Origin of the sequence: Salmonella enterica subsp. enterica serovar Typhimurium str. LT2, from assembly GCF_000006945.2 — a bacterium.
Classification (GTDB): Bacteria; Pseudomonadota; Gammaproteobacteria; order Enterobacterales; family Enterobacteriaceae; genus Salmonella; species Salmonella enterica.
Genome location: NC_003197.2, coordinates 4,466,555 through 4,482,479, shown reverse-complemented (window position 1 = coordinate 4,482,479; position 15,925 = coordinate 4,466,555). Strand labels below are relative to the sequence as shown.

Annotated in this window: 15 protein-coding genes and 23 other annotated features; of the genes, 3 read left to right on the top strand and 12 right to left on the bottom strand. The window is 47.9% G+C overall.

Features of this window, described 5'->3' with window-relative positions; all coding sequences use genetic code 11:
• Positions 1-6 precede the first annotated feature (6 nt).
• From STM4260 to ssb, 5 genes are all read right to left on the bottom strand, one after another.
• A complete protein-coding gene (locus STM4260; RefSeq protein ID NP_463125.1) occupies positions 7-1,284 on the bottom strand; it encodes a membrane permease in 1,278 nt (425 codons plus the stop codon).
• Positions 1,281-2,607, bottom strand: a protein-coding gene (locus STM4259; protein ID NP_463124.1) for a putative ABC exporter outer membrane component-like protein. Within the gene, positions 1,281-2,600 belong to an annotated coding region; the region does not span the whole gene. Before STM4259 ends, STM4260 begins: the two co-directional genes overlap by 4 nt.
• Positions 2,590-3,984, bottom strand: a protein-coding gene (locus STM4258) for a putative methyl-accepting chemotaxis protein (RefSeq protein ID NP_463123.1). Within the gene, positions 2,590-3,978 belong to an annotated coding region; the region does not span the whole gene. Before STM4258 ends, STM4259 begins: the two co-directional genes overlap by 18 nt.
• Positions 2,602-2,607 (bottom strand) — a ribosome-binding site (putative RBS for STM4259; RegulonDB:STMS1H004161). It overlaps the preceding gene by 6 nt.
• Positions 3,975-4,615 (bottom strand): putative inner membrane or exported gene (locus STM4257; RefSeq protein NP_463122.1). Within the gene, positions 3,975-4,607 belong to an annotated coding region; the region does not span the whole gene. Before STM4257 ends, STM4258 begins: the two co-directional genes overlap by 10 nt.
• Positions 3,979-3,984: a ribosome-binding site (putative RBS for STM4258; RegulonDB:STMS1H004160), on the bottom strand. It overlaps the preceding gene by 6 nt.
• Positions 4,610-4,615: a ribosome-binding site (putative RBS for STM4257; RegulonDB:STMS1H004159), on the bottom strand. Its footprint lies within the gene STM4257.
• A 1,032-nt stretch (positions 4,616-5,647) precedes the next feature.
• The gene (gene ssb / locus STM4256) for an ssDNA-binding protein (RefSeq protein ID NP_463121.1) occupies positions 5,648-6,278 on the bottom strand. Within the gene, positions 5,648-6,178 belong to an annotated coding region; the region does not span the whole gene.
• Positions 6,187-6,192 (bottom strand) — a ribosome-binding site (putative RBS for ssb; RegulonDB:STMS1H004158). It overlaps the preceding gene by 6 nt.
• Positions 6,243-6,251 (bottom strand) — a -10 signal (putative -10_signal for ssb; RegulonDB:STMLTH004660).
• Positions 6,263-6,271, top strand: a -35 signal (putative -35_signal for uvrA; RegulonDB:STMLTH004659).
• On the opposite strand from ssb, the gene uvrA reads away from it, so the two are divergent.
• The gene (gene uvrA / locus STM4254) for a DNA excision repair enzyme (RefSeq protein NP_463119.1) occupies positions 6,263-9,251 on the top strand. Within the gene, positions 6,426-9,251 belong to an annotated coding region; the region does not span the whole gene. The two genes, ssb and uvrA, sit on opposite strands and share 16 nt — an antisense overlap.
• Positions 6,270-6,278 (bottom strand) — a -35 signal (putative -35_signal for ssb; RegulonDB:STMLTH004660). It overlaps the preceding gene by 9 nt.
• Positions 6,279-6,287 (top strand) — a -10 signal (putative -10_signal for uvrA; RegulonDB:STMLTH004659).
• Positions 6,324-6,344, bottom strand: a protein binding site (putative binding site for LexA, RegulonDB: STMS1H000246).
• Positions 6,326-6,344, top strand: a protein binding site (putative binding site for LexA, RegulonDB: STMS1H000244). Its footprint overlaps the feature before it by 19 nt.
• The gene (locus STM4255) at positions 6,345-6,461 is read right to left on the bottom strand and encodes a putative cytoplasmic protein (protein ID NP_463120.1); all 117 of its coding nucleotides are present in this window, start codon (positions 6,459-6,461) and stop codon (positions 6,345-6,347) included. The two genes, uvrA and STM4255, sit on opposite strands and share 117 nt — an antisense overlap.
• Positions 6,419-6,424, top strand: a ribosome-binding site (putative RBS for uvrA; RegulonDB:STMS1H004157). It overlaps the preceding gene by 6 nt.
• A 128-nt stretch (positions 9,252-9,379) precedes the next feature.
• Positions 9,380-9,385 (top strand) — a ribosome-binding site (putative RBS for STM4253; RegulonDB:STMS1H004156).
• Both STM4253 and STM4252 read left to right on the top strand, forming a co-directional pair.
• Positions 9,380-9,838 (top strand): putative outer membrane lipoprotein gene (locus STM4253; RefSeq protein NP_463118.1). Within the gene, positions 9,383-9,838 belong to an annotated coding region; the region does not span the whole gene. Its footprint overlaps the feature before it by 6 nt.
• Positions 9,819-9,824 (top strand) — a ribosome-binding site (putative RBS for STM4252; RegulonDB:STMS1H004155). Its footprint overlaps the gene before it by 6 nt.
• The gene (locus tag STM4252; protein NP_463117.1) for a putative inner membrane protein occupies positions 9,819-10,163 on the top strand. Within the gene, positions 9,825-10,163 belong to an annotated coding region; the region does not span the whole gene. Before STM4253 ends, STM4252 begins: the two co-directional genes overlap by 20 nt.
• Here the strand turns inward: STM4252 and yjbR are convergent.
• The 6 genes from yjbR to dnaB all read right to left on the bottom strand — a co-directional run bounded on the left by yjbR (position 10,164) and on the right by dnaB (position 15,891).
• Positions 10,164-10,533 (bottom strand): putative cytoplasmic protein gene (gene yjbR, locus STM4251; RefSeq protein NP_463116.1). Within the gene, positions 10,164-10,520 belong to an annotated coding region; the region does not span the whole gene.
• Positions 10,523-10,951 (bottom strand): putative cytoplasmic protein gene (yjbQ, locus tag STM4250; protein NP_463115.1). Within the gene, positions 10,523-10,939 belong to an annotated coding region; the region does not span the whole gene. The genes yjbR and yjbQ overlap by 11 nt, the downstream gene beginning before the upstream one ends.
• Positions 10,528-10,533, bottom strand: a ribosome-binding site (putative RBS for yjbR; RegulonDB:STMS1H004154). (Overlaps the previous gene by 6 nt.)
• Positions 10,946-10,951, bottom strand: a ribosome-binding site (putative RBS for yjbQ; RegulonDB:STMS1H004153). It lies within the gene yjbQ.
• 116 nt (positions 10,952-11,067) lie before the next feature.
• Positions 11,068-11,792 (bottom strand): non-specific acid phosphatase/phosphotransferase, class B gene (gene aphA, locus STM4249; protein NP_463114.1). Within the gene, positions 11,068-11,781 belong to an annotated coding region; the region does not span the whole gene.
• Positions 11,787-11,792, bottom strand: a ribosome-binding site (putative RBS for aphA; RegulonDB:STMS1H004152). It overlaps the preceding gene by 6 nt.
• Before the next feature lie 175 nt (positions 11,793-11,967).
• The gene (gene tyrB / locus STM4248) for a tyrosine aminotransferase (protein NP_463113.1) occupies positions 11,968-13,209 on the bottom strand. Within the gene, positions 11,968-13,161 belong to an annotated coding region; the region does not span the whole gene.
• Positions 13,138-13,162 (bottom strand) — a protein binding site (putative binding site for TyrR, RegulonDB: STMS1H000384). (Overlaps the previous gene by 25 nt.)
• Positions 13,166-13,188 (bottom strand) — a protein binding site (putative binding site for TyrR, RegulonDB: STMS1H000389).
• Positions 13,171-13,176: a ribosome-binding site (putative RBS for tyrB; RegulonDB:STMS1H004151), on the bottom strand. It overlaps the preceding feature by 6 nt.
• Positions 13,174-13,182, bottom strand: a -10 signal (putative -10_signal for tyrB; RegulonDB:STMLTH004658). (Overlaps the previous feature by 3 nt.)
• Positions 13,201-13,209 (bottom strand) — a -35 signal (putative -35_signal for tyrB; RegulonDB:STMLTH004658).
• A 137-nt stretch (positions 13,210-13,346) precedes the next feature.
• The gene (alr, locus tag STM4247; protein NP_463112.1) for a biosynthetic alanine racemase 1 occupies positions 13,347-14,437 on the bottom strand. Within the gene, positions 13,347-14,426 belong to an annotated coding region; the region does not span the whole gene.
• Positions 14,432-14,437, bottom strand: a ribosome-binding site (putative RBS for alr; RegulonDB:STMS1H004150). Its footprint overlaps the gene before it by 6 nt.
• A gap of 20 nt (positions 14,438-14,457) precedes the next feature.
• Positions 14,458-15,891, bottom strand: a protein-coding gene (dnaB, locus tag STM4246) for a putative replicative DNA helicase (RefSeq protein NP_463111.1). Within the gene, positions 14,458-15,873 belong to an annotated coding region; the region does not span the whole gene.
• Positions 15,886-15,891: a ribosome-binding site (putative RBS for dnaB; RegulonDB:STMS1H004149), on the bottom strand. Its footprint overlaps the gene before it by 6 nt.
• Positions 15,892-15,925 lie beyond the last annotated feature (34 nt).

The window sequence follows — 15,925 nt, the reverse complement described above, 5'->3', positions numbered from 1 at the left end:
TCACTCTCAAGGTGTATCTAATCGTTTAGTATTAACTGGTTCTGAAAAGGCTTTGTCCACGCCTTTCATCAAGGGAGATAACAGGTATTCCATAATGCTGTGTTTTCCGGTAATTACACTGGCGTCAACAGTCATACCTGGTTTTAACCACCGTAAATCATCTTCATTAACATCGAATGCAATAATTACTTTATAATAACGCTGAATTGTTCCTCCGGTATTTTCCTCATAGGAATCAGGGCTAATATTATCGATAGTCGCATTATACGATTTTATCTTTGGTTGGATAATTGACTGCACATCCAGTTTAACGGCTTCATCTACATATATTTGGTCACGGTATTTGGGTAATATTTTCACATCGGCCAGCATAGTCCTTACTTTTGGTTTTATTTCAAAAAGTAAGTCCGCCGCCTGAATCACACCACCATGAGTAGTGGCACTTTTATTGATTTTATAAATTACACCGTCAACCGGTGAATAGATATCCTCCTCATTTATCTGCTTCTCTATTACTTTTAATGTAGAGTTAACAACCTCAAGTTCCTGAAGATTTTTAGATATTATTTTAGATAAAGATAGTCGCAATTCATTATTAAGCGCCTCAATATCATTAACAACCAACTCAATATCATCTTTTTTTAAAGTGATGCTACTTTCAATATCATTAATTTCAGACTTAACTTTTATATACGCCTGTTTCTTGTTAAGAAAATTGGTATATGGGCTAATTCCTTTTTTTACCAGTGGGGAAAGAATATTTATTTCTTCGGCAAGCAATGCGAGTTCTTTTTCTTTCGAACTCAGCTTCTCTTGTAATCCGCTAATCTCAGAATCAAGAGAGGTTTTTTTTAACTCTTTAGCTCTTATCTGACTATGCACTAATTCAATATTCGCTTTTACCTCTTTATTGCTTAAAGAACGGGTGCCATCCAGGGTAATCAACCCACTCTCATTTTCTTTATCAAGAATGAAAGATATTTCGTTAACATCTTTATCCAGATACCCTTTTTGAGTTCTATACCTTTGATATTCTTTTTGCAGATCAAGGTTAACGACCTTTGCAAGGAGTTCTCCTTTTTTTACAGTATCACCCTCGGCTACATAAATATCTTGTATCGTCCCTCCTTTAGAAAGAGATATTAACTGAGCATTATCTTTAGTAGTGATAACGCCCTGACCATGAACCACTGAATTAATTTCTATAAAGTAGGTAAGGATAATAATTAAGATCGTCAAAGAAATAATTATCATCATGAGATGATCGCTTTGTCTTCTATTCATTTCATTACATTTAACTCACTTTCAGTATTTCCTTTTAAATAATCCATTAAATGAAAAATCAATGAGAGTTGCTGTAGCTTTAAAATATACAGGCTATATTTGCTGTCGATCATGCTTACATATGCCTGAAATGCTTCATTACGGCTTGAAATTAAATCAAGCAAACTTTTTTGCCCTAACTGAAACTCCTGCTCATATAATTCAGTAAGCTGTAACGCGTTTGTATGTGAACGTTCCGCCACTGAGTAAGTCTCTTTTGCAGCGGCGTATCTTGAAAGTTGTGAATCAATGTTATAACGCGTTTTAATCAAAAAATCGTCAATTTGCAGCTTAGCCTGCGAGTAACTTGCCACCATTTTTCTTTCCTGGGCTGAATTTCTGAACCCATTAAAAATGTTGAAACTGACATTGATACCCGTTTTAAATTCATCTTCATAATCACTTTTTTTGGCACTACCGCTCGGGTTATTCTGTACATAGCTGGAAACAAGATCTACAGTCGGAAAATAGGATGATTTTGCGGCATTAATATCTTCGGTCGCGGCTTTTCGGGTATTGACAAGCATCTTATAGTCATCGTTGTATTTCATCACCATGTCCATAAGTTTTTCAGGGCTTTCGACAAAGATATATTTTTTGAAGAGGTTGAATTTTTCATCGCTTTGAATCTGAACTGGCGATAAATTCAGACCAGTCATATTCTGCATTTTATACATTTCATCATCCAACATCGACTGATACATAATGCTTCTGGTATTTAATGCATCGATAGATACTTGTACTTTACGCATATCAGATTGCATAGCTACACCGGAAGATACCAGCAACGAAAAAGTTTCCAGCATCTTTTTATAAAACTCTTTCTCCAGATTTACGCCATCAATCATTTCACGATATTTACTGATGTTGTAATAGGTTGTCACAACCTCCTGAGACACTATATTCTTTGTTTTTTCATAGTCAGTTTTACTATTATCTCTTTCATATTCAGATTTCCTGATATTAGCCCCCCTCACTCCAAAATCCGTTATTCGGTATGATAAAGACACCTTATTTTCAACGTTCCTCTCGGTACCTGATGACTCTTTCCTGTTATTATTAAGGCCAGATGTTAGATCCAGGGTAGGATAAAGTGCTGCCCGTGAAAGATCTAAGTCACTGTTTTTCTTTTCAGTCTCATAATATGAAACAGCAACAGAGGGCTGATGCGTTAATGCGGCATTAACTAAATCTCTTAGAGGAATGACCGGAAGCTCGCTGGCGTATGTGCTTTGTGTAATAAAAGCAGTCGTCAGAAAAAACATCTTAATCTTCATTTTTTTCCTCCTTGTTTAACAAACGTTGCTTTACTATTTCCTGATGCATAGATGTTATTTTTTCCATTAATGGCATATAGGTATCACGGTAGCTAACCATTTCAGCACTAATCTCTTTAGTATTGGCAATAATCTTTTTATCAGTAGCCGATAGATCGGATAGCGCTAAATGAACATTATTCATATCCTCATCCATTTCTTTTCTCAGCCCATCGAGAGTATGAGAAATATCGGCACTGCCAGCGGCAATATCGTTTATGGTCTTACCATGTGAAAGAGATTCCTGATAACATTTATCAACTGATGTCATTATTGAATCATTCTTTTTATCTATAATATTTTGTATTGTACTCATTGCCTCCAGTCGTGCATTATTATCAGCAAGCAGGATATTACCTTCAGATAAACGAGAGGTAATTGTTATTACACCGTCAGATAATTTTTTGAGATTTTCGTTACTGCTTACCAGATAACCATCAATCAGCGTAGAAATTTGTTCCAGTTTTGCTGAGTTATCCAATAGTCGGTTTTGCAAAGTGACAAAGCTATCTGATAGCATCTCTCGTTTCTTTTCTTCATCCTGCGTCCGTAAGTTTTCAACTGTCAGGTAGTTATCAAAAAACGCTTTAAACAACTCTTTAAATTCTACAAGCGTCTCTGATTCAACCCGCAGGCTTCGCTGTTTATTATTGGCTCTGTTGCTTATGATTTTTAATTTTTTGATTTCCGTAGAAACAAGGGAATAGGAGCTGCGAACAAAAACACTTTGTGAGGTCAGGAGTATGGCGCAAACAACACCATAGATAGAAGATACAAATGCGGTATTCATCCCTTTCAATGGTTCAGAAAGCGACGCTACCATTGTCACGATCATATTGAGTGTATTACTTGCATTATCACCGCCAACATCTGATGGCGAGCTCAATAAGTTCCCGATTGAACCAATCGTAATAGACAGACCCGCAAACGTCCCCAACAGGCCAACAAGCGTCGACACATTGCTACAGCTCATAATAAATGACAATCGTTGATTACGGGCGGTAGACACATTGTCATCTAATTCCATCAGTAAATTGAAATCACACTGTTTGGACTCCCCGGCAAACAAAACCTGATTGAGGTTAGAAAGAATGCTATTTTTTCTACTGGCGTCCTGAGCTATTAATATGTCTTTTGCTGAAATATTTTTAAGAATAGTGAATAATGCACACAAAGAACCTGTAATATAAATGGCAATAATGACTCCATTGTAAATTGCAGAAACCATGAAGTTATCAAAAACATACTCTCTTATACCGGGAAAAGATAAAGCAAAAAAAGGGAGTATGGCAAGGAAAAAACAGACAAACAAATAGCGGTAATGATTTATATATTTCACTCTGACACCTTTTTATTAATAGTCGTGATAATAGCTTTACTCGTTGTACTTGATGCTGCGGAGTTAACACTCATGTCAATAACTACATCAGGATATATTTTCTTAATCTCTTTCATCAAAATAATTCCCCGTTCATATCCCAGTCGTAGAGAGTCAGAGAAAGAGATGTCTGCCTGAGGAATAACCATTTCTATCAATAAATTACTATTGATTTTGTCTTCTAACCAAGCCTTTATTTTATAAGTGTCCTCTTCTGAAAAGCTTCTCAGCCTGCCATGATACGTAATAACAAGCTCATTTTTTGTAGACGTTATATCAGTTTTCTGACCATCGGCGATATCGTATACTCCAACCTCCTTACCTGACATTGTAGTCATTCCGTCCGACACATCTTGAGTATTCACTTCCTTATTAACTATTTCATTAGGATTTGAATCGTCATTGGCTCCGCTATTTTGAGCAGTAGATTTAGTCTTATTCTCTATATTTGCTTTATAAACTTTAATTGAGTTGTCATACATAATAATCATATTATTAAGTGCAAACACCAACATAAGAAATATAAAAATGCACAATACCGTAGAGAATGTATCAACAAAACTAGGCCACGGATTACTTTCGTCTTCCATGTTGTCTCCTGATATTACATTGTGAATAAAATGTTTTTGTGGATTAGAAAGGATAAAGGATGCTCAACTTATTCAGAAAGTGAACGCTACCGCCCTTGGCTTCCTGCTACCAATACGCTTTATAGATTTCAGTTTTCTTACATCTCGTAATCAGAAAAATAAAAACAACGACGCCATTTTTATGCGCCCACAACAAAGATGAGTGCTTTAATTAAAAACACTCTTCATTTTTTTAATTAGGTAGACATCAATTATTGCACTAACTATATCCTCCCCAATAATAGGTATCGCATAAGCTCTCAACTCATAAATAAAAAATAGTCATCAGCAAATTAAAACCACCCGCCGATAAATAGATTTGTTAGCTAATCATTGAAACTCTAAATCATTTTAAGGACATATTTCTTTTTAATACGCGTTATAACCATACGTATTTAATAAATTTGCCTCCAGAGGATAAAATTAATTTTCACAATTAAAACATAGGGTCATATGGACTTCAATATAACTTAAATCATTGAAAATATAATAAGTGGGGAGTAAAAAATCAGAATTGTGTAAAAAAATACACAAATAAAACCATTTTTTATATAAAGCCAGCTATAAGTAACAATTTTATCTTCAGCAATTAAAAATAAAGCAAGATACACATATCATATTTGAGCTCATCACAAGCTAAAGCAAACATTTAATTAACCATTGATAATACCGACCATTCTCTACCGTTATTTTATAATATCTTTTTGTTGTCAAAAAATGGCTATAAATTATATATTTTGCAGATGAGATTTCTCTTTCATATTTAAGACAATCCGGGTTATTGCAGTACATTTATGAACTTCGGCTGGATAATGATGTGCCGAGGCGAGTCGGCCAGAGGCGATAAGCGACATTTTTCCGTAAGATATGCGCTTCTCTTTTTTGAAAGGGATACAAAGACAATAATACCAGGTAAGAAAATGCCTGGTTTACACCAGGCATTTCAGCAGACGAGAACTATAGCGAAAATGCAAATAACGCTTTGAGTTTTTTACCAAAAATCAGAACGGAATGTCGTCGTCAAAATCCATTGGCGGTTCGTTAGACGGCGCTGGCGCGGATTGCTGTGGACGCGACTGCGCGCCGCCGCTGAACTGGTTGCCGCCCTGCGGCTGCTGAGGTTGTTGCGGCTGACCCCAACCCCCCTGCTGCTGACCGCCTGCCGGTGCGCCGCCGCCCTGGCGACCACCCAGCATCTGCATCACGCCGCCGATCTGCGGAACGTTAATTTCAGTCGTATAGCGTTCCTGGCCACTCTGATCGGTCCACTTGCGGGTACGCAATTGACCTTCGATATACACCTGAGAACCTTTACGCAGATATTCGCCGGCCACTTCCGCCAGTTTGCCGAACATCACCACCCGGTGCCATTCAGTCTGCTCTTTCATTTCGCCGGTCTGCTTATCGCGCCAGGATTCAGAAGTAGCCAGCGTTAAGTTGGCGACAGCGCCGCCACTCGGCATATAGCGTACTTCCGGGTCCTGGCCCAGATTACCAACGAGAATCACCTTGTTTACGCCTCTGCTGGCCATAATTGAGTCTCCTGAATACGTTTCATAAATAGTGTAAACGCGTGAGTGTACCATTTCCACGTAGCATTTTAATAGCTGCGATGCAGGTTCCAGGTCACTCGCGCGAACCTCATATTGTTGCATACTTTAGCTGAAGATGCATTCCAATACTGTATATTCAAACAGGTTAAATTGTGTCATAATTAGCCGTTTCTGCCGTTTGTCCTTCAAACAAACCAGGCATCCGAGTCTCTACCGGGAAAGGTGAATGGATAAGATCGAAGTTCGGGGCGCCCGCACCCATAATCTCAAAAATATTAACCTCGTCATCCCCCGCGACAAACTGATTGTCGTGACCGGGCTTTCGGGTTCAGGCAAATCCTCACTGGCTTTCGACACTCTGTATGCCGAAGGGCAGCGTCGTTACGTTGAATCGCTCTCCGCTTACGCGCGGCAGTTTTTGTCGCTCATGGAAAAACCGGATGTCGACCATATTGAGGGGCTATCGCCCGCGATCTCAATTGAACAGAAATCGACATCGCACAACCCGCGCTCTACGGTGGGTACTATTACCGAGATCCACGACTACCTGCGCCTGCTGTTTGCCCGCGTGGGCGAGCCGCGTTGTCCGGATCATGACGTGCCGCTGGCGGCGCAAACCGTTAGCCAGATGGTCGATAACGTGCTGTCACAGCCGGAAGGCAAACGTCTGATGCTGCTCGCGCCGATTATTAAAGAGCGTAAAGGCGAACACACCAAAACGCTGGAAAATCTGGCAAGCCAGGGTTACATTCGCGCCCGTATTGACGGCGAAGTCTGCGATCTCTCCGATCCGCCGAAGCTGGAGCTACAAAAGAAACATACCATTGAGGTGGTGATCGATCGCTTCAAAGTTCGCAACGATCTTTCCCAACGCCTGGCGGAGTCGTTCGAAACGGCGCTGGAATTATCCGGCGGCACGGCGGTTGTTGCCGATATGGACGATGAGAAAGCGGAGGAGCTTCTGTTCTCCGCCAATTTTGCCTGTCCGATTTGCGGCTACAGTATGCGCGAGCTGGAACCGCGTCTGTTCTCGTTCAACAACCCGGCAGGCGCCTGCCCGACCTGTGACGGCCTCGGCGTTCAGCAATATTTCGATCCGGACCGCGTGATCCAGAATCCCGACCTGTCGCTGGCAGGCGGCGCGATTCGTGGTTGGGATCGTCGCAATTTTTACTACTTTCAAATGCTCAAGTCGCTGGCGGAACACTATAAGTTCGACGTAGATGCGCCGTGGGCAAGCCTCAGCGCCAACGTACATAAAGTCGTGCTGTACGGTTCCGGCAAAGAGAACATTGAATTTAAATATATGAACGATCGCGGCGATACCTCCGTGCGCCGCCATCCGTTCGAAGGCGTGCTGCATAATATGGAGCGCCGTTATAAAGAGACGGAATCCAGCGCGGTGCGCGAAGAGCTGGCGAAGTTCATCAGTAATCGCCCCTGCGCCAGCTGTGAAGGCACGCGACTGAATCGCGAAGCGCGCCATGTATTTGTGGAAAATACGCCGCTGCCTGCTATTTCTGATATGAGCATTGGCCATGCGATGGATTTTTTCACTAATCTCAAGCTTTCCGGGCAACGAGCGAAAATCGCCGAAAAAGTGCTAAAAGAGATCGGCGATCGCCTCAAGTTTCTGGTGAACGTCGGCCTGAACTATCTCACGCTCTCCCGCTCGGCAGAGACGCTTTCCGGCGGCGAAGCCCAGCGTATTCGTCTGGCGAGCCAGATAGGCGCCGGGTTAGTCGGCGTGATGTATGTGCTGGATGAGCCGTCCATCGGTCTGCACCAGCGCGATAACGAACGGCTGCTGGGTACGCTGATTCATCTGCGCAATCTTGGCAATACCGTGATTGTGGTGGAACACGATGAAGACGCCATTCGCGCCGCCGACCATGTGATTGATATTGGCCCCGGCGCGGGCGTTCACGGCGGCGAGGTGGTGGCGGAAGGCCCGCTGGAAGCCATTATGGCGGTACCGGAATCGCTGACCGGCCAGTACATGAGCGGTAAACGCAAAATTGAAGTGCCGAAACAACGCGTGCCGGCAAATCCAGAAAAAGTGCTCAAACTCACCGGCGCGCGCGGCAACAACCTGAAAGATGTGACCCTTACGCTACCGGTAGGGCTGTTTACCTGTATCACCGGCGTCTCGGGTTCCGGTAAATCGACGCTGATTAACGACACGCTGTTCCCCATCGCCCAGCGTCAGTTAAACGGGGCGACTATCGCCGAACCGGCGCCGTATCGGGATATTCAGGGGCTGGAACATTTCGATAAAGTGATCGATATCGACCAGAGCCCAATCGGGCGCACCCCGCGTTCCAACCCGGCGACCTATACGGGCGTCTTTACCCCGGTTCGCGAGCTTTTTGCTGGCGTGCCGGAGTCTCGCTCGCGCGGCTACACGCCAGGGCGATTCAGCTTCAACGTGCGCGGCGGTCGCTGCGAAGCGTGCCAGGGCGATGGCGTCATTAAAGTCGAAATGCACTTTCTGCCGGATATTTACGTGCCGTGCGACCAGTGCAAAGGCAAGCGCTATAACCGGGAAACGCTGGAGATTAAGTACAAAGGCAAGACCATCCACGAAGTGCTGGATATGACCATTGAAGAAGCGCGTGAGTTCTTTGATGCGGTTCCGGCGCTGGCGCGTAAGCTGCAGACGCTGATGGACGTAGGGCTGACCTATATCCGTCTTGGTCAGTCGGCGACAACGCTTTCCGGCGGCGAGGCCCAGCGCGTGAAGCTGGCGCGCGAACTGTCGAAGCGCGGCACCGGGCAGACGCTGTATATTCTCGACGAGCCAACCACCGGCCTGCACTTTGCCGATATTCAGCAGTTGCTTGACGTTCTGCATCAGTTGCGCGATCAGGGCAACACCATCGTGGTGATCGAACACAACCTGGACGTCATTAAAACGGCGGACTGGATTGTCGACCTCGGCCCGGAAGGCGGCAGCGGCGGCGGCGAAATTCTCGTCGCCGGTACGCCGGAAACCGTGGCGGAGTGCGAGGCGTCGCATACCGCCCGCTTCCTTAAACCTATGCTCAAATAACCTTCACGCCGCTTTCCGATTCGCCGGGAAGCGGCATCATTTTTCCTCATCCCACCTCATTGTATCCGTGTTGAGCATTTGTGATTTGCGTGCCGCCTCGCTCTGACATGTGATAGCGCAAACGGTCTGTTATGGAAAACACCATGAAGTTGCCCTACGCAATCACACTACTGCTGTGCCTGTTTTTATCCGCCTGTACGCTGCCTGACCGCTTTAGCGCCGTGGCTTTTCAACAACTAACGCTATTACAAGCGCGCTCAACCCGCTTCCTGCAGGACGCGGCGCGAATACCGTGGCAAAAAGAGACACTGCTCAAGGATGACCGCGATATCCGCCAGATATTTTTTCAGGCTGAGCGGGTCGCCCGTCAAGGTGGGGATAAACACCGTCTCGATAATCTGGCGCTGCTGAAAAATCACTATTTGCGTCTTTATGCGCGGGTTATGCGACGTAAGCAACCACTTACTTACATCCAGGCTGAGAGATACCAACAGCAAAATAATCAGGTCTGGAAATTAGCCATACAGGGCGAGTGTCTGCATTGGGGCGCCCGCTGCACTCAGGGAGATGAAAATGGCGTCTATTAACGAAATACATTACCTGATAACCACCGCCCAGGCCGAACACCCTGTAGCGTCCTCGGCGATTGCCGAGTTTATCCAGACGTATAAGCAGGCAAGAGAAGACAGCGACGACGCTATCCGCGAGTCCGCCGCGTTTATCGCCCGCGCGCTTCAGGAACATGCTCGCGGCTGGCTGGACGACGACGATATGATTATTCTGCTGGAAGGACAGCGGGACCTCGCCAGGCTACGCGCCAATAATGCGCAAATCGCCCTCGGCAGCCGTATCCGGTCTACGGTCATCCGCCTCATTGATATCGCCCTGGCGTTGTTGGTCGGCGCGCTATAATCAGGACTGCGGCAACTGCTTGCGTTTATCTTCCGACAGCGCATTTACCGCCTGTTGATAAGAGGCATCGACCAGATAATAGAGTTGTGAATCCGGCAGCGAGCCGTCCAGATAGACCGTGCTCCAGTGCGCTTTATTAAGGTGCCGACTCGGTCGTACATCGCTGTGCTGCTGACGTAACAACTCTGCCAGTTCCGGGCTGGTTTTGAGAGAGGCTGCCGGGCGTCCTTCAACTTCTTTTACCATCGCGAAAAGTACATCTTCCACTTTAATTTGCGTCGCTTTCCAGTCGCTGTGGACGCTCTGCTCTGCGCCAGGTTTTGCCATGCAGTATTGCAGTAATTCCGAAATGGTCATTATCATTCCCCTTGTAGTGTCGCGATGATTTTACGTGGACCGCCGTGAATACGGTGCTCTCCCAACCAGATACCTTGCCATGTTCCTAACTGTAAACGCCCCTGGCGTACAGGCAGCAGCAACGAGACGCCCAATACTGACGACTTAATATGCGAAGGCATGTCATCCGCGCCTTCGTAATCATGTTCATACGCCGCATTATCGGGAACGGTTTTCAGGAAATGGCGCTCCATATCAGCGCGCACGGTGGGATCGCAGTTTTCGTTTAACGTCAGCGAGGCCGAGGTATGTAGCAACAACAGATGCAGCAAACCCGTTTCGACAGGCGGTAAGCCAGACAATTTATCGGTAATTTCATCTGTTATCAGATGAAACCCGCGCGGCTTCTCGCTCAGTGTAATGGTGCGCTGATACCACATAGGCTGCTCCTTCCTAAAAACAAACGTCTCCTGAATAGTGTGCAGCAAGTCTGGAAAAGGTAAAAGCCAGCGGGGCAAGTTTGTGCAAAAATCATGCAAAAAAGGAGAGCCTGTCGCTCTCCTGATTTTTAGTACTCCGAGTTGACAATGACTTCCTCGCCAAACGCTCCTGCCTGCGGCAGCGGTTTGTAGGTGGAGTTAGCCGCGCGCAGGATGCGAATACCGCGGATACCACAATCACGGGCCGCGGTAATATCGTTATCCGAATCGCCGTAGAAGATACGCATGTTCTTCTCCTGCAGCCACTGTACTTTCGTATTTTGTTCCGGTTTATCGCCGGCGAAAATCACCGGATTCATATTCGCCGCCGGAATATGGAAGTTATCCGCCAGCGTTTTCGACACGGTTTCCGTTTTCGTCTGACTACGACCAGTGACAAAGTAAATACTGTCGCCACGGCGAACATGCATATCAATGAGCTGTCGGGCCACTTCTTTTGGAATACTGAACTCATCCCAGCCGTTGTTCATTTTTTCCCAAAAGGCCGGATTTTTCAGATAATCGTCGCTGTCCGGGGAGTAGGTTTTCTTTCCGCGCCAGAATCCGGGGCTGGAAAATAACACGGTGTCGTCAATATCAAAGCCGACCGCCATCGGCGGGCGTCCGGTGAGGCTGTTTTCAATCTGGGCGACAGAGACCCAATGGACAGGCGCTTGTTCCGCGAGTTTTGCAACATTAGTGCCCGGATTGAGCGTCGAAGGGGAAGATACTAACGCATTCGCGGAATGGTTTAGCGTAAACAACAAACAGACGGCACTCAGCGCCAGGGTTATTTTTTTCATGGTTTTCCCTTAAAATTCAAAATATTATAATTATTAAGATGAGTCTTTGCTCAAAAAACTATCTGACCATAACGCCAGTAACGGTCAAAAGGAAGGATTATCTGCGGTTTTGTTACGAAAAAAGAGGATGATCACAACAGCTATTGTCAGGCCGGAGGGCACTGTTATCGCCGTCCGGCCTGAATATTACATGACAGCGGCAAATGCCTTCGCCACGCGGTGTACATTTGAAGCATTAAGCCCGGCGACACACATGCGGCCACTGGCAATCAGGTAAACGCCAAACTCATCGCGCAACCGATCGACCTGCTCCTCGCTTAACCCGGTATAGCTGAACATACCGCGCTGCTGTAACAAGTAATCAAAGTTGCGGTCAGGCATCTCCGCCTTCAGCTCCTTCACCAGCGTCTGGCGCATCGATATAATGCGGTTACGCATCGCGTCGACTTCCGCCAGCCAGCCCGCTTTTAACGCCTCATCGCCCAGGACCGTAGCGACCACCTGAGCGCCGAAACACGGCGGACTGGAGTAAATTCGGCGCACCGTCGCTTTTAGCTGTCCCAGAACCCGCGCGGCGATTTCAGCATCTTCACACACCACGGACAGGCCGCCGACGCGCTCGCCGTACAGCGAGAAAATCTTCGAAAAAGAATTACTGACTAACGCAGGTAACCCAGCGCTGGCAATGGCGCGAATAACGTACGCATCATCGTCCATGCCTGCGCCAAACCCCTGATAGGCAATATCAAGAAACGGAATCAGATCGCGCGCTTTCACTATTTCAATCACCGCATCCCATTGCGAAGGCGTTAAATCCGCCCCGGTCGGGTTGTGACAACAGGGGTGCAGCAACACGATACTGCGCGCAGGTAACGTATTCAGCGTGGCCAGCAGATCGTTAAAACGGATGCCGTTAGTCGCGTCGTCATACCAGGGGTAAGTACTCACTTCGAATCCTGCCCCGGCAAATATCGCAATATGGTTTTCCCAGGTGGGGTCGCTCACCCATACGCCTGCGTCGGGGAAATAACGCTTCAGGAAATCCGCGCCTACTTTCAGCGCGCCGGAGCCGCCTAATGTCTGGATAGTGGCCACGCGCTGTTGCTGAAGAACCGGGTGATCGGCGCCAAAGAGCAAAGGCGCGATAGTATGGCGATAAGTATTGAGTCCTTCCATCGGCAGGTACAGCGAAGCGCCATGCGGCTGCGCGTTAAGCCGGGCTTCGGCTTCGGCCACCGTTTTAAGCTGTGGGATAATCCCGTCTTCGTTGTAATACAGGCCAATGCTCAGATTCACTTTGTCGTGACGGGAGTCGTCTTTAAAACGCTCCATCAGTGAAAGAATCGGATCGCCGGCATAGGCGTCAACTTTTTGAAACACGCGATGGTTCTCCAGGTTTACAGAGGGCAGGAAATAACACAATAAACCGGAAGGACGAGAAGATCGAGAGGATGTTGTGGTGGATGCGCATATTACCGGATGACGGCGTGAACGTCTTATCCGGCCTACAGCCAATGCGCGATACAAGCCGGATAAGCGCAAGCGCCACCCGGCCCGCCGCGTATTTAATCAATATACTTCATCGCCACCCTTGAGGTCAGGCGCGTGATAAGTTCGTAAGCACTTACTTTTGTCATTTCAGCGATACGTTCAACCGGCAGACCTTCACCCCATAAGACCACCGGATCGCCCGCGTTATCCTGCGCGTTTGGCCCCAAATCTACGCAAATCATATCCATCGCCACCCGCCCGACAATCGGAACTTCACGACCATTGACCAGTACTGGCGTACCGGAAGGCGCCGCTCGTGGGTAGCCATCGCCATAACCCATCGCCACCACGCCCAGGCGCGTGTCGCGCTCACTCACCCATGTCCCGCCGTAGCCCACCGGTTCGCCCGCTTTGTGGTCACGCACCGCGATCAAACTGGAGGTTAAGGACATCACCGGCTGAAAACCAAAATCCGGCCCCCAGGGTTTGTGCTCCAGCGGCGATACGCCATACAAAATGATGCCCGGACGCGCCCAGTCAAAGTGAGACTGCGGCCACAGCAGGATACCGCCAGACGCGGCAATAGAGCGCTGACCGGGTTTACCCTGACAGAAGGCATTAAAAATGTCGAGCTGATGTTCGGTAGCGCCGCATTCCGGCTCATCCGCACGGGCAAAATGGCTGACGATATTCACCGGCTGGCGTACATTTTTACAGTGCGTCAGACGCTGGTAGAACGCCTCCGCCTCTTCGGGACGCACGCCGAGACGATGCATACCGGTATCCAGCTTCATCCAGACCGTTACCGGCTCCGCCAGCTCCACCGCCTCCAGGGCGGCAAGCTGCTCTTGATTATGTACGGCGGTATGCAGACATTGCGCGGAAATGGTCGGCAAATCGGCGGCGTCGAAAAAACCCTCCAGCAGCAGGATTGGCTGCGTGATCCCGCCCGCTCGCAGACGTAGAGCCTCTTCAAGACGCGCCACGCCAAAAGCGTCAGCATCAGGGAGCGTTCGCGCGGTCTCCAGAAGACCGTGTCCATAAGCGTTCGCTTTCACCACCGCAACCAGCTTACTGGCAGGCGCCAGTTCACGCAGACGTTGCAGGTTGTGTCGCAGAGCGCGGCGGTTAATGACGACTGTTGCCGCTTGCATTTGAATTCCTTGTTAAAAGAATGACGGAGAGTTACTCATCATCGTATTGCGGTCCCGCATAGTTATCGAAGCGCGACCACTGACCATTGAACGTCAGACGAACCGTACCGATAGGACCGTTACGTTGCTTACCAATAATAATTTCAGCAATGCCTTTTAAGTCGCTGTTCTCGTGATAAACCTCATCACGGTAGATAAACATAATTAAGTCGGCATCCTGTTCAATAGAGCCGGATTCACGCAGGTCGGAGTTCACCGGACGTTTATCCGCGCGTTGTTCCAGGGAGCGGTTAAGCTGCGATAGCGCCACGACCGGCACCTGGAGTTCCTTCGCCAGCGCTTTCAACGAGCGAGAAATTTCGGCGATTTCCAGAGTACGGTTATCAGAAAGCGACGGCACACGCATCAATTGCAGGTAGTCGATCATAATCAGACTTAACCCGCCATGTTCGCGGAAAATACGCCGCGCGCGCGAACGGACTTCTGTCGGCGTAAGACCTGAGGAGTCGTCAATATACATATTGCGTTTCTCCAGCAGAATGCCCATCGTGCCGGAGATTCGCGCCCAGTCTTCATCATCAAGTTGACCGGTACGAATACGTGTCTGATCGACGCGGGACAGCGAGGCCAGCATACGCATCATGATCTGTTCGCCGGGCATCTCCAGACTAAAGATCAGTACCGGCTTATCTTGCAACATCGCCGCATTTTCGCAGAGGTTCATCGCAAAAGTGGTTTTACCCATGGAGGGACGCGCCGCGACGATAATCAAATCCGAACGCTGTAACCCTGCCGTCTTTTTATTGAGATCCTGATAGCCGGTATCCACGCCTGTAACGCCATCGTGCGGTTGCTGGAACAACTGCTCAATACGCGCCACGGTGGCGTCGAGAATCTGGTCGATGCTTTTCGGACCTTCGTCTTTGTTGGCCCGGTTTTCCGCGATCTGGAAGACGCGCGACTCCGCCAGATCCAGCAGTTCGTCGCTATTGCGCCCCTGTGGATCGTAACCGGCGTCCGCAATTTCATGCGCCACCGCGATCATATCGCGGACCACGGCGCGTTCGCGCACAATGTCCGCATAAGCACTGATATTCGCCGCGCTTGGCGTGTTTTTAGACAGCTCCGCCAGATAGGCGAAACCGCCGACGCTGTCCAGTTGGCCCTGCCGCTCCAGCGATTCCGCGAGCGTAATCAGGTCGATAGGACTGCCGCTTTCCTGCAAGCGCCCCATCTCCGTAAAGATATGGCGATGCGGGCGGGTATAGAAATCTTCCGCCACCACGCGCTCGGCCACATCGTCCCAGCGCTCGTTATCCAGCATTAAACCGCCCAACACCGACTGTTCCGCTTCAATCGAGTGCGGCGGCACTTTTATCCCGGCAACCTGCGGATCGCGGTCGCGGGCATCAGTCTGTGGTTTGTTGAAGGGTTTATTTCCTGCCATAGTGAATGGAGTTACCGAGATAGTGATTGGGTCGAAAGATTACCACATTTCT

Coding starts and splice junctions, on each gene's coding strand:
- alr (NP_463112.1), bottom strand. CDS start 14,426: ATGCAAGCGGCAACAGTCGTCATTAACCGCCGCGCTCTGCGACACAAC.
- aphA (NP_463114.1), bottom strand. CDS start 11,781: ATGAAAAAAATAACCCTGGCGCTGAGTGCCGTCTGTTTGTTGTTTACG.
- STM4252 (NP_463117.1), top strand. CDS start 9,825: ATGGCGTCTATTAACGAAATACATTACCTGATAACCACCGCCCAGGCC.
- uvrA (NP_463119.1), top strand. CDS start 6,426: ATGGATAAGATCGAAGTTCGGGGCGCCCGCACCCATAATCTCAAAAAT.
- STM4257 (NP_463122.1), bottom strand. CDS start 4,607: ATGGAAGACGAAAGTAATCCGTGGCCTAGTTTTGTTGATACATTCTCT.
- dnaB (NP_463111.1), bottom strand. CDS start 15,873: ATGGCAGGAAATAAACCCTTCAACAAACCACAGACTGATGCCCGCGAC.
- STM4255 (NP_463120.1), bottom strand. CDS start 6,461: ATGGGTGCGGGCGCCCCGAACTTCGATCTTATCCATTCACCTTTCCCG.
- STM4259 (NP_463124.1), bottom strand. CDS start 2,600: ATGAAGATTAAGATGTTTTTTCTGACGACTGCTTTTATTACACAAAGC.
- STM4253 (NP_463118.1), top strand. CDS start 9,383: ATGGAAAACACCATGAAGTTGCCCTACGCAATCACACTACTGCTGTGC.
- yjbQ (NP_463115.1), bottom strand. CDS start 10,939: ATGTGGTATCAGCGCACCATTACACTGAGCGAGAAGCCGCGCGGGTTT.
- STM4260 (NP_463125.1), bottom strand. CDS start 1,284: ATGAATAGAAGACAAAGCGATCATCTCATGATGATAATTATTTCTTTG.
- yjbR (NP_463116.1), bottom strand. CDS start 10,520: ATGACCATTTCGGAATTACTGCAATACTGCATGGCAAAACCTGGCGCA.
- ssb (NP_463121.1), bottom strand. CDS start 6,178: ATGGCCAGCAGAGGCGTAAACAAGGTGATTCTCGTTGGTAATCTGGGC.